Genomic DNA, 22,304 nt, shown 5'->3' with positions numbered 1-22,304 from the left:
ATATAAATAAGGTAAATGCCAAGCGGCAGGCGCAAAGCGAGTTTGAAAATACTAATTGTTTTTTTATTCCGGCAAAATCGTTAAAAACTTTTGAAGCCGATGATTTCGCGTACTTCCCTGATCGTTTTCGCAGCACTTTCGCGGGCTTTGATTGCCCCAAACCGAGCTACTTCCCGTAAGTAAGTGTCATCTGCATCGATCTCCTTGATTTTTTTCCGGATCGGTGCAGTTGCCAGGATCATGTCTTCTGCTAGCTGTTTTTTAAAGTCGCCGTAACGGATCTGACACTTGTTATAAAGCTCGTCAAAATGAGCATACGTATCTGGTGCTGAGACCACCTTTAGCAGGTCAAACAGGTTCTGAATGGGTTCAGCTTTTGGCTGGTTTTCTTCTGTAGGCCCGGCGTCACTCACTGCGCGCATAACCTTTTTACGGATAACTTCGGGCTCATCTGAAAGGTATACGGCATTACCTTCTCCTTCAGATTTTCCCATTTTACCCTTTCCATCCAAGCCTGGCACCTTAACCAGTTTGTCGGTAAAACTGAACGCATAGGGCTCCGGGAAGTAATCGTTGTTATAAAGTCTATTAAATCGGTTTCCAAATGTTCTTGCCATTTCCAGATGCTGCTCCTGGTCTTTACCGACAGGAACTTTGGTAGCCCGGTGGATCAGGATATCAGCAGCCATCAGCACCGGATAGGTGAGCAGGCCAGCATTAACATTGTCAGGATTTGCACGTACTTTATCTTTGAAGGAAGCGCTTCTTTCGAGCTCCCCTTTATACGCATTCATATTCAGGTATAGGTAAAGCTCAGCAATCTCGGGAACATCCGACTGTACATATATGGTAGCCTTTTCAGGATCGATGCCAGCGGCGAGATATTCCACAAGTACCTGCCTGACATTTCCATGCAAGTCAGCTGGAGTAGGGTGAGTGGTTAGCGAGTGATAGTCAGCTATGAAAAAATAACAATTATATTCGTGCTGCATCTGCACAAAGTTTTTAACCGCCCCGTAAAAATTCCCCAAATGCAGTTTTCCGGTGCTCCGGATGCCACTTACAACAGTTTCCATATAGGGGCGAAAGTAAGGTTTTTTCTCTAACGGATCAACGGAACCAGCCATTAATGTCCCTGTCAATTGTTTGGGAATTTCCTATTTTTGATAAGAATGAAAAGATTTCTGAAGAAGCTGCACCTTTATTATTTTCTGATACTGCTTGCGTTTGCTTTTATTATTCTGTATCCGCTCATCTACCTGTTTTCACGCAAACCTGTAAATTTCAAAGGTATGAACGCCGTTCGGTGGGTCTTCAGTTTCGTGAGCTCCACGCTTTCAGGCATCTTCTACCGCTTTACTTTTGAGCAGGAAGTCGACTGGAGCAAAAACTACATTATATGCGGCAATCATACTTCCAATCTTGATATCACCGCCGTGATGCTGCTGGTTAAAAAGAATATGGTATTCATGGGAAAGGAAGAGCTACTTAAGAACTTTGTGACAGGCATCTATTTCCGCACAATTGATATTCCCTTAAACCGCGAAAGTAAGATGTCGGCCTTCAGAGCATTTAAAAAAGCTGAAGAAAGCATAAAGGAAGGTAAGCATGTCATTATATTCCCCGAGGGGATGATCAGCGAGCATTATCCGCCGATCCTTCAGCCCTTTAAAAATGGTCCCTTTAAGCTGGCAATTGATCAGGGGGTGCCCCTCTTGCCCATAACGATTCATAATAACTGGGAATTAATGTGGGATGATGGGGCGCGGTATGGAAGTAAGCCCGGGATTTGCGATATTTACATCCATGCTCCGATAGTAACGACAGGAATGCTGCCAGCAGACGCAGAAAGCCTGAGAGATGAAGTTTTTAATATGATGGAAGCTCGATTCAACAATTATCGCTCAGACAAAAATTAGAATTACCCAATAAGATGAAGATAGATCTGGATACGATTGAAAAAGTTGCCCACCTGGCGCGACTAGAGGTGAAAGACGAAGATAAGCAGGGCCTGCTGGACGATATGAACAACATTCTCACGTTTATGGATAAGCTGAATGAAGTCAACACCGACAATGTTGAGCCCCTTATCTATATGAGTGATGAAGTGAACGTAGTGAGAGATGATGAGGTGATCCAGGTGATCAGCCATGAACAGGCATTACAGAATGCGCCAAAGCATGACGGCAAATATTTCCGTGTCGCGAAAGTCATCAATAAACAGTAATTTCATCTCGCCCCTGTAACAATGCAGGTAGGACGGCAGTCAAACAACAAAAAACAAATGGCGAAAGAGTCTCTCATTACCTTAACAGATATCGGTAGAAAATATGTCATTGGCGCCGAGACCATCCACGCATTAAAGTCGGTTTCCCTAACTATTAATAAAGGCGAGTTTGTAGCACTTATGGGACCTTCGGGCTCTGGGAAGTCAACACTAATGAATATTCTTGGCTGCTTAGATACACCAACTAAGGGTATCTATATTCTTAATGGGAATCAGGTGAGCGAAATGACAGATAGTGATCTGGCAGAGGTAAGGAACAAAGAAATTGGGTTTGTTTTCCAGACATTTAACTTACTACCGCGTTCTTCTTCCCTTGAAAACGTTGCCCTACCCTTAGTATATGCGGGAATTGGTCGCAGTGAAAGAGAATCAAGAGCTCAGCAGACCCTTGAAAATGTAGGCCTCGGAAATCGTGTTCATCACAAACCGAATGAATTATCCGGAGGTCAGCGCCAGCGTGTGGCTGTAGCGCGTGCGCTGGTTAATAATCCTTCGATTATACTTGCCGATGAGCCTACCGGTAACCTGGATACAAAAACTTCCGTGGAGATCATGGGCTTGCTCGAAGAGATCCACTCCAAAGGAAATACAATTATCCTGGTAACTCACGAGGAGGACATCGCACAGCATGCCCACCGTATTGTACGTATGCGTGATGGCCTGATTGAAAATGATTACCAGAACGAAAATATTAAAACCGTTTCCCCACGCCTCGAGAAGATGAAGGGTTCGGATTTTGAGAAGATTGAATGAAGTCGGAGGTCTGATGTCAGAGTACCGAAAGTAACCGTTGATGTATCCCACCCTAACAATATTAACCTGATAATCTCAGACCTCTGACCTCAGACTTCTGACTTCTGCTACATGAAAATTTACACCAAAACCGGAGATACTGGCCTCACATCCCTGATAGGAGGTACGCGGGTTCCAAAGTATGATCTCAGGATTGAGAGCTATGGAACTGTCGATGAGTTGAATTCCTATATCGGAATGATTCGAGATCAGAACATTTCGGCCGACCAGAATGAATTTCTGAAGGAAGTTCAGGACAGGCTGTTCACAATCGGCGCGGCCCTCGCATCCGATCCTGAAAAGTCTAAAATGAAGATACCCGACCTGAAGCTATCAGATATTGAAGTGCTGGAAAGGCAGATGGACGAAATGAATGAAGTATTGCCGGAATTGAAACATTTTGTGCTTCCAGGTGGCGACCAGGCAATTTCATTTTGCCATATCGCTCGATGTGTATGCAGGCGCGCCGAGCGTATCACGGTGCATCTTAAACAGGACAGTTTCGTTGACGAAAAGGTAATTATATATTTAAACCGCTTGAGCGATTTCCTTTTCGTGCTTGCCCGTAAGCTATGTTTCGACAGAAACTTGCCGGAAAATAAATGGCTTCCGAGGGTTTAAGTAACATGTTAAAAATTAATTAATAATCTTATTTAAATTATTATACTTTTGCACAAAAAGTATAAATCAAATTCTAAGAATATGTATTGGACATTAGAATTAGCGTCGCATTTAGAGGACGCGCCATGGCCGGCTACAAAGGATGAACTTATAGATTACGCGATCCGTTCAGGTGCCCCTGTAGAAGTTATTGAAAATCTTCAGGCGCTTGAAGATGACGGTGAGCCGTATGAAAACATCGAAGAAATATGGCCTGATTATCCTACTAAGGACGATTTCTTCTTTAACGAAGACGAATATTAGACATTTATCCCGCTCATGCGGGATTTTTTTTTGGTATACCTGCACCATTTTTTTACACAAGTAAAACAATCGGTACGATTTTAGCATTAATGGTATGAAACTTAATCAGCTATTAATTAACTAAACACTAAAACTATGGGTAATCTACTTTATTTGATCGCAGTTATTTTAATCATTTTCTGGATCTTTGGAGCCTTCATTTCACCGATGGGTGGTAATTTAATCCACATTCTTCTTGTAATCGCTATCATCGCGATCTTACTTCGCGTCATCAGAGGCGGTACCGTCTAAGAAATAAAATTAAAGCACCCGTTTATTTATTTAAGCGGGTGCTTTTTTATGATAGGTAGGCTTGCGCCACCTGAATATCCTCCGGATAGGTTATCTTCAAATTCTTTGTGTCGCCTTCAATCAGGCGGATCTCCACCCCGGAACGTTCAACAACGGATGCATCATCAGTAAACTCACTCCGATATTCCTGCTCATAAGCTTTACTTAATATTTCACTTCTAAAGACCTGTGGTGTCTGGATCAGATAGATTTCCTCACGGTTGAGACTAACGGTGCCGGTATCGGTTACTTGTCGTACAGAATCTCTGCTTTTTACCGCAACAACCGCATTTCCAACTTCTTCAGCCTGTTTATATGCCGATGCTATTACCTTCTGGGATATGCACGGACGGACAGCGTCGTGGACCGCCACGATACCTGGTTCGGTTATAGCCTGCAGTCCATTTTTTACTGAATGAAAGCGCTGCTGACCTCCGCTGATCAATAAATGCGGGATAGTGAATTTATGTACTGAACAGAGATCTTTCCAGTATTGATGGAAATCCTTACTCAAAACCAGGATGATCGCCGGGCTTACAGCCGAAGAATGAAAAGCTTCGATAGTATGCATAAGTACCGGTCGGTTATTCAATAGCAAGAATTGCTTTGGTATATCCGATTGCATTCGGCTTCCCGAGCCGCCGCCAACAATTATTGCATAATATTTCACACCAGGCATTTTTTAGATCTTCTGGTTATAAGTATATTAAAAACCGGTTTAAGAAGGTTTGCTTAGATGATCAGCATGGCATCGCCATAACTGTAGAAGCGGTATTTCTCTTTTACAGCAACTTCATAAGCCTTCATCACATGATCATAACCACCAAACGCAGCAACCATCATCAACAGAGTAGATTCCGGGGTGTGGAAATTAGTGATCATCGAATTTGCAATGCTGAATTCGTATGGAGGAAAAATGAATTTACTGGTCCAGTCGTTAGCAGCCTTTAATTCTCTGCCAGCCGAAACAGCCGATTCAATTGCACGCATAGAAGTTGTCCCAACGGCACAAACTTTCTGCTTGTTCTCAATAGCTTTGTTCACAATATTCACAGATTTCTGCTCAATAATAAATTGCTCAGAATCCATTTTGTGCTTGGTAAGATCTTCAACCTCCACCGCACGGAAAGTTCCTAATCCTACGTGAAGGGTAACCTCTGCAAAATCAACGCCTTTAAGTTCAAGCCGCTTCATTAGCTCCCGGCTAAAGTGTAAGCCTGCAGTTGGCGCGGCAACAGCGCCTTCCTTCTTTGCAAATATGGTTTGATACCGTTCTTTGTCTTCTGCAGTTGCTTTGCGCTTGATATACTTAGGTAGTGGAGTTTCGCCAAGGATCTCAATATTACGGCGGAATTCCTCATCCGTTCCATCAAAAAGGAAACGTATTGTACGACCGCGTGAAGTAGTATTATCAACAACCTCTGCAACCAGCAGGTCATCATCACCGAAATAAAGTTTATTTCCAACACGGATCTTACGAGCCGGATCAACAAGCACATCCCAAAGGCGAAGCTCGCGGTTCAATTCACGAAGTAGAAAAACCTCGATAGTAGCACCGGTTTTTTCTTTGTTACCGTACAAACGCGCAGGAAAAACCTTTGTGTTGTTAAGGATCATCACATCTTTATCACCAAAATATCCCAAAACATCCTTAAATATTTTATGCTCGATAGCACCGGTCTTTCTGTCTAAAACCATCAAACGGGCTTCGTCGCGTTGTTCTGATGGATTATGAGCTATTAGCGACTCGGGTAAATCAAATTTGAACTGGGATAATTTCATATTTTATATTATGTGATTTCAGGGCGCAAATTTAGGAAAATAAATCGGGAAAAGGGAAACGGCAAACGAGAATCGAGAAACGAGAATCGAGATAGATTAAGGGGTAATGACCTTTAGATTACTGATTCGATCTTCTCAAATTCCTTTCCCGCGGCTTGATAGGCGTTGTTTCTGAAAATTAGGCAGTTTGTCCGGAGCTCGTTTCTCGCTTCTCGTTTCTCGTACCTAAATATAATTCCCAAATCCTGTTCCCCGTGTAACCTTTTTAATTAAATTTGGTCTAAACGCAATATGATATTTCTTAAACTTCTTAAAGAAAGCTTTCTTTTCGCTTTTGAGGCTCTCAGGCAAAATAAGCTACGCACCATTTTATCCTTGTTAGGTATAACAATCGGTATCATGACCATCGTCAGCGTTTTTTCTGCAGTAGATACCCTGCGGAATAATATCCAAAGCAGCGTGGAGAAATTAGGAAGCAATACCATATATATCCAGAAATGGCCATGGACCGGCGGTCCGGATTTTCCCTGGTGGAAATACATCAGCAGACCGCAGCCATCATTGCGTGATTATGCAAAACTGAGCGATCGCTTGCAGGGAGCGGAAGGAATCTCATACGAACTGGGTATTGGCAATCGCACCATAAAATTCAAAAATAACAGTATTGAAGGTGCGCAAATATCCGCAGCGGCGCACGACTACTATAAAGTTTGGAAATTTGATTTCGAGGGAGGCCGTTATTTTACTGAAAGTGAATCTAAAGCAGGCAGGCCATTGGCGATCATTGGATTTCAGATTGCAGAAGGCCTGTTTCCAAATATTGATCCCATCGGGAAAGTAATTACAGTCCTGGGACGAAAAGTCACTATTGTAGGTGTATTCAAAGAAGAAGGTGAAGATATGCTTGGCGTATCCGCTGATAAAACCGTCCTTGTACCGCTAAATTTCGCAAAAGGAGTTATAAAGGTGGAAGACGAACGATATGGCCCCCAAATCACGGTAAAAGGGCGTGAAAACGTAAGCGTAGAAGAATTGGAAGCTGAACTGAAGGGCACTTTGAGGTCTATTCACAGACTCGGCCCGCGTGATGATGACGATTTCTCACTGAATAAAACTACCATTCTTACCGCCCAGCTCGATCAGCTTTTTGGTATCATTGATTTCGCCGGAGCATTCATTGGAGGCTTTTCCATCCTCGTGGGAGGCTTTGGTATCGCCAACATTATGTTCGTATCTGTAAAGGAGCGAACAAATATTATTGGAATCCAGAAATCGCTTGGCGCGAAGAATTACTTCATCATGCTGCAGTTCTTGATCGAATCGGTCTTGTTATGCCTTATGGGCGGGGCTATCGGACTTGGAATTGTATTCCTGCTGGCTTTCGTCGCCAAAACCGTCGCTGATGTGACCATTGTCGTCGATATCAGTAAGGTCATACTTACCATTATTCTTTCCACAGCAATCGGTTTGATCTCAGGATTTATTCCGGCCTTCATGGCATCAAGGCTTGATCCGGTGGAAGCGATTAGGAGTAAATAGTATTCGGTTGACGGTTGACTGTGGACAGTTGAGAGTTGAGAGTTGAGAGTTGAGAGTTGAAAGTTGAGAGTGACCTGCAACCGTACCATAAGACAAAATTTGCCCACTTCGATCCGTTAGCTATCGGATCCAGTAGGCTGGAACCTCTTAGCTTTTCAAAGTTTTCCAGCCCCTAAAAAGGATCACGTATTTATTGAAAACCATGTTGTGATTTCCCGACCCCGAAGGTGGTCGCATATGTATTGATTGGAAATTAATTTCGGTGTTACTTCAACAATAACACTTCCTTCAACAACACCTCTTTATCAATAGGAACTACTCCCACATGCTCACACACAAGTCCGCCAGCAAGGTTGGCAATCGCCGCACTTTGATATTCGTCAAGGCCGGAAGCCATACAGAGCGCGGCGGTAGCGACGACTGTATCTCCTGCACCTGAAACATCTGTAACATTTCTCGGATGCGCCTGCATCATTTTCTGATCTTTTGCCGTGCTGATGAAAACTCCGTGCTCTGATAAGGTCAGCATCACACTTTTTGCATTTAACTGCTCTTTAATCTGATCAACAGCAGCTTCGATCTGGGTTACACTTACGGGATCTATTTCCGTTTTAAGCCCTTCTTTAAGCTCCTTCAGATTAGGTTTGAACATGCTTACATTCTTATAGAAATGGAAATTCCTCTTCTTCGGATCAACGATAGTCAGAATCCCTTTTTGATTCGCAAGGCTGACAGTAAAGGTGATCAGCTCTTCAGAAATGAGCCCTTTATCGTAATCTTCAAAGATGATGGCGTCGATATTTTGAGAAGCGATAATCTCCGCGATTCGTTCCTGCACCTCACGGCTTGAATCGTCCGGAATATCCGTATCTGTCTCTGCATCTACACGAACAATATGCTGATTATGGGCAATAATGCGCGTCTTGACGGTCGTTTGCCGGTTTTTAACTGTAATTATGCCCTCCCTCGAAAGCTTAGCTCCATCCATAAGGCTCAGCAAATCTGTTCCTTCCTGGTCATCGCCGATAACGGCGCAGATAATCGGTTTGGCGCCCAGCGACTGAATATTCAAAGCTACGTTTGCTGCACCACCCAGGCGGTTCTCCTTTTTCGTCACCTGCACCACCGGCACCGGAGCTTCAGGTGATACGCGATCGATTCTGCCCCAAACATAACTGTCCATCATTACATCCCCGATGACGAGGATGTTGAGGGTGTTGAATTTTTCGAAGATGCCAGTCATTTGAGTTATACGTTATACGTTGTACGTTATACGTGCAAACCGCATAACCTCACGTACAAAACTTATTGTTTACTACTTTTAGGTTGCCTATTGCTTATTAATCTACCTTATCCGCCCAGGCCACGTTATAAGATATACGTGCAAAACGCATAACCTCTCGTACTAAACTTTAGTTTAATACTTATGTTACCTATTGCTCATTAATCAAACTTATCCGCCTAGACGTACAACGTACAACGTACAACGTATAACTATTTTAGCGCTCCCAATGCCTCCTTAATCCGCTTCATCGCTTCGATCAGCTTTTCATTCGCTGCTGCGTATGAGAGACGTATAGAGTTTGGATCGCCGAAAGAATCACCACTTACTGTAGCCACATGGCCGGTGTTCAGCAGATATAAAGAAACATCTTCTGCATTCTTAATCGTTGAACCATCCGGAGCAGTTTTACCGAAGAAAGAACTTACATCAGGGAAGAAATAAAACGCCCCGCCCGGTAAATTTACTTTTAGCCCCGGGATGTCTTTTAGCAAGCCGTAAACCAGGTCGCGGCGTTCTTTGAAAACCGCCTTCATTTCCTTGATGGTATCTAATCCACCTTCGTAAGCAGCAATTCCCGCTTTTTGAGTGATAGAGGAAGTACCGGAAGTGATCTGGCTTTGAAGCTTATCGCATGCGGCAGCAAGTTCTTTGCTGGTAGCAGAATAACCAATTCTCCAGCCAGTCATCGCGTAAGCTTTAGAGAGCCCGTTGATAATGATCACACGGTCTTTAACACTTTCGAACTGTGCAATAGATTCGTGCTCATTCAGGAAATTGATGTGCTCATAGATCTCATCCGAAATGATATAGATCTGCGGATATTTCTCAAACACTTTAACCAATGCAGCAAGTTCATCACGCGTATAAACCGTTCCTGTAGGATTGTTTGGCGATGAGAACATGAAAAGCTTTGTCTTCGGTGTAATAGCCGCTTCAAGCTGTTCCGGGGTGATCTTGAAATCACTCTCCAGGGTAGTATTGATGAATACAGACTCGCCGTCTGCTAATTTAACAAGTTCAGAATAGGAAACCCAATAAGGTGTAGGTATCACAACCTCATCACCCGGGTTAACGACACACAGAATTGCATTGGCCAGTGATTGTTTTGCCCCTGTTGATACCACTATCTGATCGAAATCATAGTCAAGGTTATTCTCGCGCTTTAACTTAGCGGCAATCGCCTTTCGCAGTTCAGGATATCCCGGAACAGGAGTGTAGTAGGAAAAATTCTGGTCAATAGCTTCTTTAGCTGCCTGTTTGACAAAGTCAGGAGTGTAAAAATCTGTTTCTCCTAGACTGAGGCTGATAACATCAACGCCTTTTGCAGCTAATTCCCGGCCCATTTTTGCCATTTTAATGGTGGCTGACTCGGATAAATAGTTAATTCTGTTTGATAATGTGTTCATAATTAAGGCAAATATAGAAACCTGATAAGGCAATGCAAAAATTAAAGAGAAATGAGCCTATAATTTCCATTTTGTTAAAAAACTCCCTCTTGTATTGTCTAAATTTGCCCTAAATAAGCCCCCGGTTTGCAAAGTCAAAAAAAAGTAATCCTGATTTCACTTGGTACCGGTATCTTATTGATGCTGGCCAAGTTCACAGCGTATTTCATCACAAGCTCAAATTCAATTCTTACAGATGCTGCTGAAAGTATCGTCAACGTTCTGGCGAGTGCCTTTGCATTTTATAGTATTTATGTTGCCGCACAGCCCCGTGATACCAATCATCCTTATGGTCATGGTAAGGTAGAGTTCTTTTCTGTGTTTATTGAAGGCAGCCTGATCATTATTGCAGGTATCCTCATCATCTTTAAATCAGCTTACAACCTGGTCTATCCGCACGAGATTGATGAGCTTATAGCCGGTTCCATCATTATAGCTGGAACAGGATTGATCAACTTCATACTTGGTTACTATCTCATCAGCCAGAGCAAAACGCTTAACTCTATTACGCTTTTCGCGGATGGTAAGCACCTGCAGACCGATGCCTATACAAGTGCCGGGCTTGTCGCCGGACTCCTCCTCATTTACCTGACGGGATTGAACTATCTCGATAGCGTACTCTCAATCGCCATTGGATTTTTTATAATTTACAGCGGCTACAAGCTGGTCAGGCGCTCGGTTTCGGGCCTGATGGATGAGTCTGATATTGACACGGCCGAGGAAGTTATAACCTTGCTAAACTCATGCCGTAAAGATAGCTGGATTGACATGCACAATCTCAGGACTCAGCGCTATGGCGCAGATATCCACATAGACTGTCACCTCACCCTGCCATATTATTTCGATCTCAATAAGGTCCACGAAGAGGTGTCCGAAGTGGATGCAATGATGAACAGTCAGGTTAGTTCATCCATCGAGTTTTTTATTCATGCCGATCCCTGTGTGCCCGAATGCTGCCACTATTGCAGGATGGATTCCTGCCCTGTAAGATCGGAACCGAAAAGCAAGGATGTGATCTGGACGATTGAGAATGTTACCCGTAATATGAAACATTTTTCTGGCGATGTATAAATTTAATGTCAGGGTTTATGGCCTGCTCATCAACGAGAACAATCAGGTACTGCTCAGCGATGAGGAGGAGTATGGCTTCCGCTTTTCTAAATTCCCGGGTGGAGGGCTCGAATACGGTGAAGGACTGATCGATGCGCTGAAGCGGGAATTCGTGGAAGAATGCAATACCGAAGTTGAAGTCCTGGAGCACTTTTATACGACCGATTTTTTCATACAGTCTGCTTTCAACGACAGCCAGATCATAAGTGTGTACTATATCGTCAGACCGCTGGCTGACCTTCAGCTGTGCTTTAAAGACAAGATCTTTGATTTCGATGGAGAAGGCGATATTCTGCAGGCATTCCGATGGAAAAATATTAACGAACTCCGTATCGAAGACGTCACATTTCCAACAGATCAACGGGTTATAGAACTATTAAAGGAGAGATGGCTACAAGATCACTAGCAGAGCGCGACCAGGCTGTTATCTGGCATCCTTATACCCAGATGCAAACGGCTGCTGCACCCATTCCCATAGTTAGGGGGGATGGCGTTCATCTTATTGCTGAAGATGGTACCAAATATATCGATGCCGTATCTTCCTGGTGGGTTAACATCCATGGACATGCGCACCCTTACATTGCAGAGAAGGTCGCTGAACAACTGCGTACACTCGAGCACGTTATATTTGCCGGCTTCACACACCCGACAGCTGTAGAGCTGGCTGAGCGTTTACTGGACATCCTGCCGGATAATCAAAAGCGTGTCTTTTATTCAGACAATGGATCCACTGCCGTTGAAGTCGCCCTCAAAATGTGCTTCCAGTACTGGAGCAATAAAGGGCAGCCCCGCACAAAAGTCCTCGCCTTTCACAATTCATACCATGGTGATACCTTTGGCGCAATGGCCGTAAGCGCCCGCAGTGCATTCACCAAACCATTCGATCAGCTGTTGTTCGATGTGGAGTTCATAGACCTTCCTAACGCGGATAACATTTCCCGCCTTAGGGAGCATATTTCAACTTTCAGTTTTCAGTTTTCAGCTTTCATCTTCGAACCACTTGTTCAGGGAGCCGGAGGAATGAATATGTATGAGGCGAAATACCTGGACGATCTGCTGGCCCATTGTAAAACAGAGGGGATTCTCACCATTGCTGATGAGGTGATGACGGGTTTTGGCCGGACAGGAAGGCTGTTTGCCTCAGAACATTTAACCGAACAGCCCGACCTGATGTGCTTCTCAAAAGGAATAACGGGCGGTACGATGGCTCTTGGCCTTACAACCTGCACCGCTAAGATCTACGATGCTTTTTTATCAGATGATAAACTGAAAACCCTGTTCCATGGCCATTCTTTTACTGCCAATCCGGTAACCTGCTCAGCGGCACTCGCTAGTCTCGACCTCCTGTTGATGCCAGAAACCCTAGCCAATATCAGCCGTATTGAAGAGCAGCACAAGCAGTTTGCCGCACGCGTATCAGCGCACCGCAAGGTCAGGACTATCCGGCAAACGGGCACTATCCTGGCGATGGAGTGGGAGACAGGCGACAGTACATCGTACTTCAATACACTCCGCGACCAGCTATATAACTTCTTCCTCGGCGAGGGTATACTTTTACGCCCGCTGGGTAACATCATTTACATAATGGCTCCATATTGCATCACAAATGATGAGCTGGAGTATATTTACAAAAAAATAGAGCAAGCCTTAGATCAATTTTAAAATGGACTTCCAGCATCTCCTTAACGCAATAGTAGCCGATCACGAAAAACACGCCAAATGGCTTAATACCTTATCCCTGATGGAGAATACCGGCGCACGCAAGATCTCCGCCAGCGAACACAAAACTGATGTCACCCTTATTATATTAAAGCATGCTGCAGAAGAGCACCGTCACGCTTTTTATCTCAAAAAACAGATCTCCAAGCTGGGCGCTAGCTTATGCCCGGACTATTCCGATCAGTATCTCTTAGCTACCCACGATAGTCGATACTACCTCAACATGCTTGATGTACACGTATGCAAGTACCTCAAATCAGAACTGAACCTGTCCGGCAACGAACTCAAATTCGCGGCGTACCTCCTGGTAACATACGCCATTGAAGTCCGCGCAGATGAACTTTATCCTGTTTACCAGGACGTATTAGATACCAACAGGAGCAAGGTTAATGTCAAATCCATTATTCTTGAAGAAGAAGGCCACCTCGAAGAAATGCTTGTCCAGCTGAAAAACTTCTCAGCCGACTGGCAGCGGCACGCGGATAAGGCGGTTGAGTTTGAGACGGATTTGTTTGGGAAGTGGTTGGTGGGGTTGGAGAGGGAAGTTTTATAGGGAACAAGGAGCAAGGAACAAAGAGTTAGGAACAAGGAACAAAGAATAAAGAGTAAGGACCTGGGCTGGGTGATTTGGGAATTTGATTTTTAGTGAAAGAGATCGGTTTGTACGCTAGTGCCCAAAATAGCTAAGAACCAACCTGCCTGCCCGCAGGCAGGGGGTCAGGAACCAAGTGTGGATTGGTAATTTGGGAATTGGTTTAGTGGTGGAAGCTGCCGGTGTGTATGTTAGAGCCCAAAGAGCCAAGAACTATCGGATGACAGTGTAGGGTTAAAAGAGAGGGCATCGGAGGTTCCTGCTTTCGCAGGAATGACAGGTCCTCTTTTTAAAAAAGAGAGGGAAGAATTGGGCTGCCCGCAGCAGCCCAATTCTTCCCTCAATCCCCACAACACACCATGTCATCCCGGCGAAGGCCGGGAACTTCTCGACGGCCCAAAATTCCCATCTTTCAAGCTAATGCTGCAACCACCTTAATTGTTTCAATTCCCAATTCCCTTATCATTCTTACTAAACGTATGCACCCTCTTCTTCCCAAATAAGCTCTTCCGTAGCCGCATAAAGAATGTCTGCTTCTTTAATTCAGTAGGTACATAACTTGCAATACTTTCTTCGCCTCGCCTAGTATGAAATGCCTTTGGGCGTTTAAGCTTCTCAAAAACCACGATACTGTCGTAAAAGGCAACCGAATTGATATGCCGGGTTCTTTCGTCCCTTACAATAGAATCCTTATATTGTACATGATCCTCATACAGGGAATCTACGAGGTCTTTGGAGTACTCAATAAACGAACCCGGTTTCTTTAGTCCGCCATGAAACTCGTACCAATAGGAGGTGTGGGTATCCTCCACAATAAATAATCCGCCTTCCTTAACTTTCGGATAGAGCATTTCGAAGGACACGATCTGTTGCTCCATGGTATGTCCGCCATCGTCAAGCACAATATCCAGATCAGGCAGTTGGGCGATTACATCCGATAGAAATTGCTTGTCGCTTTGTGAGCCGATAAAGATCTTTGTCTTTGGGTCTTCAAACTGCTTGCAGAGCGGATTTATGTCGATGGCATAGAGGTTTATCTCATCCCCGAAGTAATTCTTCCACAGGTCAAGCGAGCCACCCTGAGAAATACCGATCTCCAGCATGTTCAGCTTCCTGCCTTTGTATTTTGAGAAAAACTTTTCATAAATCTCAAAATAGTGATCCCATTTGTGGATAAGCCTTCCATCATGATTATAGAAGATTTCGCGTAAGGTTTTGTCTTGCATAGGTAATAGTCCCTACGCGCACTTAAGTCTTTGTGTTACATGACACATACAATTCCCTGTTGTGTTACAGACCACATCTTTCAAATAGTCTGAAATCAGAGGTCGGAAATTCATCAGACTTCCGACCTCCGACATCAGACTTTACTTTTAGCAGAGTCTTCATACTTACCGCCTCTTTCGCGTTCAGTGTACTTCCGCCGGTTCGGACCTCACCATACTAACGGCACCATTCGGGATTAGAACCCAATAACTGTAATGCACCAGTGTTTGTGTTTAAAGCAACAGTAAGCTATTGACCGTAAGGCAGGTCTTTCTTTGCCGTTTTAATGGTAGTCAATAATCAGTAATCGGCCTGCCTGACGGCAGGCGGCTAATTGGATCTGGTCTGGGTAGAGAGCCCATCCGCTCTTACCCTTTCCCGAAAACCCGCCTCAAGCCCAGGAAGATTTCCAAACAGTACGTGGCCACATACTCCAGTCGCCCCTCTCAGACTTCTGACCTCAGACTTCCGACTTCAGACTTCCTTCTTCATACCTTATGTTTCATTCTTCCTTTCCCATACGCAATAATTTAAATGGTTTATATTTAATACTCATACCGGTACAATCCTCTCAGGCCCCATCATACGTTCATCTCACGCCAATCCCTGCCTGACTCTACGTTCATCTTATGCCTCTCCCATAGCTACCCATCCAGCTCAGACTTCTGACCTCCGACCTCCGCCTTCCGACTTCAGCCCTCCGACTTCAAACCTCGTTTCACTTCCCGCTAAAACCCGCAACCCTGTCCGTCATGCCCTCCAAAACCGCACATCCACGCACCAATTCCTGTCGTTTTATCTAAGGGTGATCTCAGTGCTTAGACAGTGTGATCTCAGTGCTTAAACAGGGTGAAGCCCTAATCATCAAAATGGAGTCAATTTGAGTCAAAAGCTGCAGGTTTCTGCATCGCATCCCAATCCGTCCCAGCTCTCCAACTTATTTCAGCTTTTCCACTTTCAGCTTTCAACTAATTTTCCTGCTCCAGTGTCCTTTTTCCTGCTTCATTCCTCGTACCTGCTGCTTCGACTCCAAACCTTCCTCATAAAACTACCTGCCACGTCCGGCCTCCGACTTCAGGCCTCTGACCTCAAACCTCCGTCCTTCCCCTTAATTTACGCACAAAATCCGCTCCTGAACCCCGTCAAGTCACTTTTGCGAGATTCATAATGCCGGTTAACTCGCAATTATGAAATCCGCAACGTCGGAACTTGACGAATTATGAAATTCGCAAGCCCGGCACTTGAGGAATTATGAAATTCGTAATGAAGAATTCGCTTTATTTTGAGATTTGTAAAGAAAATGGGTAGAAATTCTGCGTGATTTTTGTTTTCGAGCGAACTTATCGGGAAGGGATGATCATCATTCTCTTCGTTAACAAAAGCAAGTCATCGGCAATGCGTTGACGAACCGCCACAAGGTAAGGTCCAATAAAATTGAAGTGGTAGGTTAGAAATTAAATACAGAATCGATGTAGAACCTACAGGATATTTTTAAGACGATTTAACCCGTCGATCAGGGTTTGTCGTGGGCACGCAATGTTTATCCGTAAAAAGCCCTCACCAGCTGCTCCATACATATCTCCGGGATTAACCCACAAATTTTCGTTTTTTATTAGGTGGTCTGCGAGTTCTTTCGACTTCATTCCAGTTTGCTTACAGTCCAGCCAAACAAGGTAAGTTGCTTCAAGCGTCAAAACCTTGATATTGTTCATATTTGTGCTGATAAATTCTTTAAGAAACTGGTAGTTTCCGTGGAGATAATTATTAAGTTCATTTAGCCATTCATCCCCCTTTGTGTAAGCGACTTTTAACGCTTCGCAGGCCAACAGGCTTGGTGCCGCGGCTCCCTGGGCCCAAAGTTGTACTTCAATTTCTTTCCTGATGGCCTCGTTATCAACAAATAGATATGCTGCATGCAAGCCTGAAAGATTGAAAGTCTTACTGGCGGCGCTGCAGACTATTGCCTGGTGCTGAGCGGCTGTAACTGACAGGAAGGAAACATGTTGTTTTCCAGGAGCAAGGAGGTCAGAATGGATCTCATCGGATACCACGTAAACGTCATGCCGTGTGCAAATGGACGCTATCGATTGCAGCTCATGTTCGTTCCATGCGCGGCCCACAGGGTTATGAGGATTGCAGAGCAACAGAATTTTGGCCTTGCCAGACCTTGCTTTAGTTTCAAGATCGTCGAAATCAACCTTGTATACACCATCTTCATAAAACAGCTCATTTTCCACTGGTGTGCAGCCTGCACCCTTTATAACATTGTAGAAATGATTGTAAGCAGGTGTCTGAATAATAACCTCGTCTCCAGGTTTAGTCAGGACTGAAAAGATGGCTGATATGCCAGCTACGACACCTGTTGAAGGGAGTATTGAGTCTTTTTTTATCTTATATCCATGGCGTTTCTGCCACCAAAGCATAATTGCCTCATAATATTCACTGGGGACTATATTATAACCGTAATGTCCTTGCGCGGTAGTTCTTGTCAGCGCATCAACAATGGGAGGAAATGTCCTGAAGTCCATATCCGCAATCCACATTGGTAAGATTTCATCCGCGTCAGCAGTATCCCATTTTATGGAATGCGTGCCTCTTCTGGCCTGTACTTCATCAAAATTGTACTTCATTCTTCGCTTTTTTCATCTGCTTATGCCATCAGCCAGCCTGATTCCCGTGAGCTGCCATTGGTGATGTGCATGAAAGAAATTACGATATGTATTTCTGCTATGTCCCTTGGGGGTGGCCTCTGACGCACCCCTTAATACCATTTGGTTTACCATAAATTTGCCATTGTATTCGCCGACTGCGCCCGGTTCCTTTTTGAAGCCTGGATAGGGCAGGTACGCACTTCCAGTCCATTCCCAACGCTGTCCCCAATTGAATTGATTCGAGGCAACTTCCCATTCGGCCTCTGTTGGTAATCGTTTTCCCTTCCATGATGCATAGGCCGAAGCTTCATAAAAGTTAATGTGGCAAACTGGAGCATCAAGGTCGAGCACCTGTAGACCCTCAAAGGTATAATTCATCCACCTCCCATCTATCTGGTGCCAGTAAAGCGGAGCTTTAGCACTTTCTTTAGCCCAGTCCCAACCTTCGGCGTGCCAGTGACGGAAATCTGTATAGCCACCGCTCGTAATAAAATCAAGATATTCCCCGTTGGTGACCAGCTGATTTGAAATTTCATAAGCATCAAGGTAAACCCGGTGCCGGCCCAGTTCATTGTCAAATGAAAAACCATCACCAGTGTGCCCGATTTCATAAACCCCTTCAGGAATTCTGACTATTTTGCGTTCTTCAGAATTATTAATCAGAGTTTTATAATCGCCACTATATAGCGGAAAAAGTGGGTTATGGCCCAGGATATATTTAATGTCGGTGTAGAGTAGCTCCTGGTGCTGCTGCTCGTGGTTGAGTCCCAGTTCCAGCAAGGTTGCAATTGGCCCGGCAACTAGGCCGCTAGTTAAAAACTCCTGCATTTTCTGATCAACATATTCGCGGTAACGGTAAACATCGTCGACAGAAGGCCGGCTGAGGTTTCCACGGTCTGTTCGGATTACCCTCGCTCCAACAGTCTCATAGTAGCTGTTAAATACAAAATTGTATTGTGAATCGAATACCGTGTAGCCAGGGAAATTAGGCAGCAAAATAAAAGTTTCGAAAAACCAGGTGGTATGGCCTAAATGCCATTTTGGGGGACTTACATCCGCAATCGGCTGCACGACATAATCCTCTGTCTGCAATGGAGCGCAGATGTCTTCTGAATGTTTTCTAACCTCCAAATATCGTGTCAATAATTCTGGTTTAAGTTCGGAGATGCTAATAGTCTCTATCATTGCAGTTGAATTTACTTTTTCCAAGCCGAATCCACGAACCAGCCTCTAGAATCCTGTATGTTCTTTAATAGTTTAAAACCAGAACGTTCTGCTAAGTCAGCGATTTCCGTTAGGGAAAACTTTTGGGATACTTCAATATTGATAAATTCATTTTGTAGAAAAGGGATGGTAGTACCACCGATCGCCACATTTTGATCTTTCAAGCTCACCAGATAGCTGCGGCATGCTCCACTAACCGGATCGTATGTTTGGTAGTGCTGAAACTGTTCAGTGTCGAAATCTGCTCCAAGTTCCCGGTTTAACCGCGTGAGCATATTTAGGTTGAATGCTGCCGTAATGCCTGCTTTGTCATTGTAGGCATTCAGAATGGTATGAGGATTTTTTCGAAGATCGAAACCGATTAGCACCATGTCCCCTTGTGAAAGACTTTGGTTTAACTCCAGGCAAAATTTCTCAATCTCCTTCCATTCCATATTGCCGATATTACCGCCCAGGAACAATACGACCTTCCGCCGGGCTGATAATGATGTAGCTTCTCCAAGCATTTCAAAATATTCCCCCGCTAAAGGATCAATTTTAAGTTCTGGGATTTCCTTCCCTAATCTATCTTCCAGTTCATTTAAAATATGACCGGAAATATCAATCGGGCGATAAGTAAATTTTATACCTTCATTCACGAGGTGTTTTAAAAGGAAGGACGATTTCATAGCGTCACCCGCACCCAGTTCGATTAAATCAAATGGCTGACCATCCTGAATAATAATGTCCGAGAGTTCGGCAGTTCGATTTTTAAATATATCGAGCTCGCAGTCAGTGAGGTAGTACTCAGGCATTTTCATGATGTCCTGGAAGAGGCGATCACCGGCCTCATCATAAAGATATTTGGACGGCAGGGTTTTGCTGATTCCCAAAAGGCCATCAACAGCTTCCTGTTTCAATTTCTCAAGTAGGGAAGAATCAGTTTGTATGTTTGAATTTGTGTGTAATTCTGTATTCATTTTATGGATAGGTAGGTCAGGTAAGTATTACTATTTTGCCAGTGCCTGAATCAGTCTCCATCAATTCATGCGCCAATATGATTTGGTCCATAGTGGATGTTTGTTTACTATTTGGGTATCAACCATCAGCCTGTTTTTCGGAATAAATTCCGCCGTCCGACCAATCTGTCCGCTTATTAACCTTAGATATAGGATCTATGTTTTAATTAATTCTGTGATTATCACTAAACATTAAAGTAGCTGAATTGTATTTCTATCATAAAGCGATAACGTATGCTCAGAGAATCAAATGTATTCAGCAGCTTTTCTGTAAATGACATTGAAGCCGCGGAGAAATTTTATGGTGAAACTTTACAGTTGGATGTTGATAAACAACCAGAAGGACTCGCATTGAAGCTGACTGGTGGCCATGATGTATTCATATATCCAAAATCGGATCATCAGCCCGCCACGTTTACTGTACTTAATTTTATCGTAAAGGACCTTGAAAAAACTGTTGATCTCCTCACTTCTAAAGGAATTTCTTTTGAGCAGTATAATTATGACGAGTTTAAAACAGATGAAAAAGGAATTCTAAGAGGCGATAGGGGCCCGAAGATGATCGCGTGGTTCAAGGATCCAGACGGTAATTTTCTATCGGTTCTTCAAAAGGAATAAAGGTTCACACAAGTCTGCCCAAGCAGCCTACCATGTTATACCTTTAATCCATGTCCTTGATGAAGCAGGGTAACCGATCTCACATAAGCCAAGCCTATAGCTCCTAGTTAACAGCCCAAATCCCAATGCTCATTACCCTTTACACCTTCAATGTCCCCATATCAATCACAAACCGATACCGCACATCACTTTTCAGCATCCATGCATAAGCTTCGTTAATCCCCTGCATCCTAATTACCTCAAATTCCAAAACGATATTATGCTCACCGCAGAAATCCAGCATTTCCTGTGTTTGAGGAATACCATCGATCACCGAACCGGCAACAAATTTTCCGCTTGTAGTCGTTGACTATCTTCCCGTGAACCCTCCGATGAGCATGATTTTGCATTCTTAAAAACTGCTATTGTCAAAAAAAACCAACAAAATACTTTCTTAACTGTCACTTATATGTATAGTTCAGATTGATTTATTTAACAATTCTTAGTATGAAAATAAGCACTATAAAGATGGCAGCTTTTGCGACGGCACTAGTTTTTTCCTCTTGTCAAAACAATACATCGACGTCTGATACACATGATTCTACAATAGATACCCATGACATGGAAGTGGGGGCAATGCCTATGAATTCAGGTATGCAGCAGGCTATGGACAAAATGATGACTGATATGCATCAAATGAAAATGACTGGAAATGTAGATTATGATTTTGCCATGATGATGAAAAGTCATCACCAAGCTGCTGTTGATATGTCACAGGCCGAACTTGAGTCAGGTAAAGATGAGGAGGTAAAGAAAATGGCGCAAAATATTATAGATGCGCAAAAAAAGGAAATTAATGATTTACAGGCTTTCCTTGATAAGCATAAAAATCCTGAAAAGAATTATGATCCTGCCATGAAAGATCAGGGGTTTGCCAAGATGATGGATCAGAACATGACGATGATGATGGATATGCCTAAAATGGATAGTACCTCGTCTACAGACAAACACTATGTACAAATGATGATTCCTCACCACGAGGGTGCTGTGCAGATGGCAGAAGGATTTGTACAGTTTGGAAAAGACGCTGTTTTGATTTCAATGGCTAAAAAAATGATAGCCGATCAGAAAAAGGAAATTGAGCAGTTTAAAAATTGGACTGAATAAAGTTATACACTTCAATCAATAAAATTATGTCACATCAAAAATTTCAGGACTGTATAGATGTTTGTGTAGCATGTGCAATAGCGTGTAGTCATTGTGCCACGGAATGTTTAAAAGAAGAAGAGGTTAAAATGATGCGTCGATGCATTCAGCTAGACATGGAATGTGCTGCTATTTGCCGCTCCGCTGCGGAAGTCATGAGCCTTGGTAGTGAGTACAGCTCTCAACTGTGCAAAATATGTGCGGACGCATGTAATGCCTGTGCGGAGGAATGCGAAAAACACGCGTCGATGGGTATGGATCATTGCAGAGAATGTGCTGAAGCATGCCGCAGATGTGCTGAAGCGTGTGTGCAAATGGCAAGGGCTGCTTAGTATCCCCTCAATAGCTTGCACTAAAATATTCTAGCGACCATAATTTGATCATAGAGAATATAAGTTGCTGGTCGGGCTGCTCAGATACGCAGAGCAACAAACCTTAGCATAGATAAGAAGGTGGTTTTCCGTTTGGTATACGGCGATTGGCAGCAGATCTAATGCATGACTTTGAGCAACATTATGATAATGAGCCATTGCAAAAAAGGGGGTAAGCATAGGGCT

Annotated in this window: 24 protein-coding genes; 14 read left to right on the top strand and 10 right to left on the bottom strand. The window is 43.7% G+C overall.

Translation table 11 applies throughout. From position 1 onward, the window contains the following. Positions 1 to 80 precede the first annotated feature (80 nt). Complete coding sequence (trpS, locus tag B5X60_RS06575; RefSeq protein ID WP_079702334.1) at positions 81 to 1,076, bottom strand: tryptophan--tRNA ligase; 996 nt, start codon at positions 1,074 to 1,076, stop codon at positions 81 to 83. Positions 1,077 to 1,172: 96 nt separating this feature from the next. On the opposite strand from trpS, the gene B5X60_RS06570 reads away from it, so the two are divergent. The 6 genes from B5X60_RS06570 (at position 1,173) to B5X60_RS18110 (ending at position 4,294) form a co-directional block, all read left to right on the top strand. Next, positions 1,173 to 1,919 (top strand): lysophospholipid acyltransferase family protein, encoded by a 747-nt coding sequence (locus B5X60_RS06570; protein ID WP_079701802.1) that lies wholly within the window; start codon positions 1,173 to 1,175, stop codon positions 1,917 to 1,919. A gap of 14 nt (positions 1,920 to 1,933) precedes the next feature. Further along, the gene (gene gatC, locus B5X60_RS06565; protein WP_079701801.1) at positions 1,934 to 2,227 is read left to right on the top strand and encodes an Asp-tRNA(Asn)/Glu-tRNA(Gln) amidotransferase subunit GatC; all 294 of its coding nucleotides are present in this window, start codon (positions 1,934 to 1,936) and stop codon (positions 2,225 to 2,227) included. 57 nt (positions 2,228 to 2,284) lie between these two features. Beyond that, positions 2,285 to 3,040: an ABC transporter ATP-binding protein gene (locus B5X60_RS06560; RefSeq protein WP_079702333.1), complete on the top strand. Its 756-nt coding sequence runs from the start codon at positions 2,285 to 2,287 to the stop codon at positions 3,038 to 3,040. A gap of 111 nt (positions 3,041 to 3,151) precedes the next feature. Next, a complete protein-coding gene (locus B5X60_RS06555) occupies positions 3,152 to 3,700 on the top strand; it encodes a cob(I)yrinic acid a,c-diamide adenosyltransferase (protein ID WP_079701800.1) in 549 nt (182 codons plus the stop codon). An 81-nt stretch (positions 3,701 to 3,781) separates the two neighbouring features. Further along, positions 3,782 to 4,003, top strand: a complete 222-nt coding sequence (locus B5X60_RS06550; RefSeq protein WP_002996718.1) for a DUF2795 domain-containing protein — start codon at positions 3,782 to 3,784, stop codon at positions 4,001 to 4,003. A gap of 135 nt (positions 4,004 to 4,138) precedes the next feature. Beyond that, on the top strand, positions 4,139 to 4,294 hold the full coding sequence (locus B5X60_RS18110) for a lmo0937 family membrane protein (RefSeq protein WP_139377382.1): 156 nt from the start codon (positions 4,139 to 4,141) through the stop codon (positions 4,292 to 4,294). Between the two features lie 46 nt (positions 4,295 to 4,340). Here the strand turns inward: B5X60_RS18110 and B5X60_RS06545 are convergent, their stop codons facing one another. Next, positions 4,341 to 5,012, bottom strand: coding sequence for a 2-C-methyl-D-erythritol 4-phosphate cytidylyltransferase (locus B5X60_RS06545; protein ID WP_079701799.1), 672 nt, complete (start codon positions 5,010 to 5,012; stop codon positions 4,341 to 4,343). A gap of 53 nt (positions 5,013 to 5,065) precedes the next feature. Further along, positions 5,066 to 6,115 carry a tRNA preQ1(34) S-adenosylmethionine ribosyltransferase-isomerase QueA gene (gene queA / locus B5X60_RS06540; RefSeq protein ID WP_079701798.1) on the bottom strand — a complete coding sequence of 350 codons (1,050 nt, stop codon included), beginning with the start codon at positions 6,113 to 6,115 and terminating at the stop codon, positions 5,066 to 5,068. A 291-nt stretch (positions 6,116 to 6,406) separates the two neighbouring features. Between queA and B5X60_RS06535 the strand changes: the two genes are divergently transcribed. Continuing rightward, positions 6,407 to 7,654, top strand: a complete 1,248-nt coding sequence (locus B5X60_RS06535) for an ABC transporter permease (RefSeq protein WP_079701797.1) — start codon at positions 6,407 to 6,409, stop codon at positions 7,652 to 7,654. A gap of 265 nt (positions 7,655 to 7,919) precedes the next feature. On the opposite strand, the gene B5X60_RS06530 is transcribed toward B5X60_RS06535, so the two are convergent. Next, a complete protein-coding gene (locus B5X60_RS06530) occupies positions 7,920 to 8,897 on the bottom strand; it encodes a bifunctional heptose 7-phosphate kinase/heptose 1-phosphate adenyltransferase (RefSeq protein WP_079701796.1) in 978 nt (325 codons plus the stop codon). A gap of 251 nt (positions 8,898 to 9,148) precedes the next feature. Continuing rightward, on the bottom strand, positions 9,149 to 10,345 hold the full coding sequence (locus tag B5X60_RS06525; protein WP_170878394.1) for a pyridoxal phosphate-dependent aminotransferase: 1,197 nt from the start codon (positions 10,343 to 10,345) through the stop codon (positions 9,149 to 9,151). A gap of 126 nt (positions 10,346 to 10,471) precedes the next feature. Between B5X60_RS06525 and B5X60_RS06520 the strand changes: the two genes are divergently transcribed. Genes B5X60_RS06520 through B5X60_RS06505 form a run of 4 tightly spaced genes read left to right on the top strand, consistent with a single transcriptional unit; the run spans position 10,472 to position 13,766 of the window. Continuing rightward, a complete protein-coding gene (locus B5X60_RS06520; RefSeq protein WP_079701795.1) occupies positions 10,472 to 11,455 on the top strand; it encodes a cation diffusion facilitator family transporter in 984 nt (327 codons plus the stop codon). Then, entirely contained in the window at positions 11,448 to 11,900 is a 453-nt protein-coding gene (locus tag B5X60_RS06515) for an NUDIX domain-containing protein (RefSeq protein ID WP_079701794.1), read from the top strand. Before B5X60_RS06520 ends, B5X60_RS06515 begins: the two co-directional genes overlap by 8 nt. Continuing rightward, complete coding sequence (gene bioA, locus B5X60_RS06510; RefSeq protein WP_079701793.1) at positions 11,882 to 13,156, top strand: adenosylmethionine--8-amino-7-oxononanoate transaminase; 1,275 nt, start codon at positions 11,882 to 11,884, stop codon at positions 13,154 to 13,156. Before B5X60_RS06515 ends, bioA begins: the two co-directional genes overlap by 19 nt. Position 13,157: 1 nt before the next feature. Continuing rightward, positions 13,158 to 13,766, top strand: coding sequence for a hypothetical protein (locus B5X60_RS06505; RefSeq protein ID WP_079701792.1), 609 nt, complete (start codon positions 13,158 to 13,160; stop codon positions 13,764 to 13,766). Between the two features lie 482 nt (positions 13,767 to 14,248). Here the strand turns inward: B5X60_RS06505 and B5X60_RS06500 are convergent, their stop codons facing one another. The 4 genes from B5X60_RS06500 to B5X60_RS06485 form a co-directional block, all read right to left on the bottom strand. Next, positions 14,249 to 15,031: a class I SAM-dependent methyltransferase gene (locus B5X60_RS06500; RefSeq protein ID WP_079701791.1), complete on the bottom strand. Its 783-nt coding sequence runs from the start codon at positions 15,029 to 15,031 to the stop codon at positions 14,249 to 14,251. 1,518 nt (positions 15,032 to 16,549) lie between these two features. Continuing rightward, on the bottom strand, positions 16,550 to 17,701 hold the full coding sequence (locus B5X60_RS06495) for a MalY/PatB family protein (RefSeq protein WP_079701790.1): 1,152 nt from the start codon (positions 17,699 to 17,701) through the stop codon (positions 16,550 to 16,552). Positions 17,702 to 17,713: 12 nt separating this feature from the next. Beyond that, on the bottom strand, positions 17,714 to 18,907 hold the full coding sequence (gene egtB, locus B5X60_RS06490) for an ergothioneine biosynthesis protein EgtB (RefSeq protein ID WP_079702331.1): 1,194 nt from the start codon (positions 18,905 to 18,907) through the stop codon (positions 17,714 to 17,716). 11 nt (positions 18,908 to 18,918) lie between these two features. Then, positions 18,919 to 19,905: an L-histidine N(alpha)-methyltransferase gene (locus B5X60_RS06485; protein WP_079701789.1), complete on the bottom strand. Its 987-nt coding sequence runs from the start codon at positions 19,903 to 19,905 to the stop codon at positions 18,919 to 18,921. A 273-nt stretch (positions 19,906 to 20,178) separates the two neighbouring features. On the opposite strand from B5X60_RS06485, the gene B5X60_RS06480 reads away from it, so the two are divergent. After that, a complete protein-coding gene (locus B5X60_RS06480; protein ID WP_079701788.1) occupies positions 20,179 to 20,562 on the top strand; it encodes a VOC family protein in 384 nt (127 codons plus the stop codon). 139 nt (positions 20,563 to 20,701) lie between these two features. Here B5X60_RS06480 and B5X60_RS06475 read toward each other — a convergent pair whose 3' ends face one another. Continuing rightward, positions 20,702 to 20,845, bottom strand: a complete 144-nt coding sequence (locus B5X60_RS06475) for a hypothetical protein (protein WP_221406207.1) — start codon at positions 20,843 to 20,845, stop codon at positions 20,702 to 20,704. A 203-nt stretch (positions 20,846 to 21,048) separates the two neighbouring features. Between B5X60_RS06475 and B5X60_RS06470 the strand changes: the two genes are divergently transcribed. Both B5X60_RS06470 and B5X60_RS18560 read left to right on the top strand, forming a co-directional pair. Continuing rightward, on the top strand, positions 21,049 to 21,708 hold the full coding sequence (locus B5X60_RS06470; RefSeq protein ID WP_079701787.1) for a DUF305 domain-containing protein: 660 nt from the start codon (positions 21,049 to 21,051) through the stop codon (positions 21,706 to 21,708). A 26-nt stretch (positions 21,709 to 21,734) separates the two neighbouring features. Continuing rightward, on the top strand, positions 21,735 to 22,079 hold the full coding sequence (locus B5X60_RS18560; protein ID WP_079701786.1) for a four-helix bundle copper-binding protein: 345 nt from the start codon (positions 21,735 to 21,737) through the stop codon (positions 22,077 to 22,079). Positions 22,080 to 22,304: the final 225 nt, after the last annotated feature.

Origin of the sequence: Daejeonella lutea, from assembly GCF_900168015.1 — a bacterium.
Classification (GTDB): domain Bacteria; phylum Bacteroidota; class Bacteroidia; order Sphingobacteriales; family Sphingobacteriaceae; genus Daejeonella; species Daejeonella lutea.
This window is presented reverse-complemented; position numbering and strand designations above follow the sequence as displayed.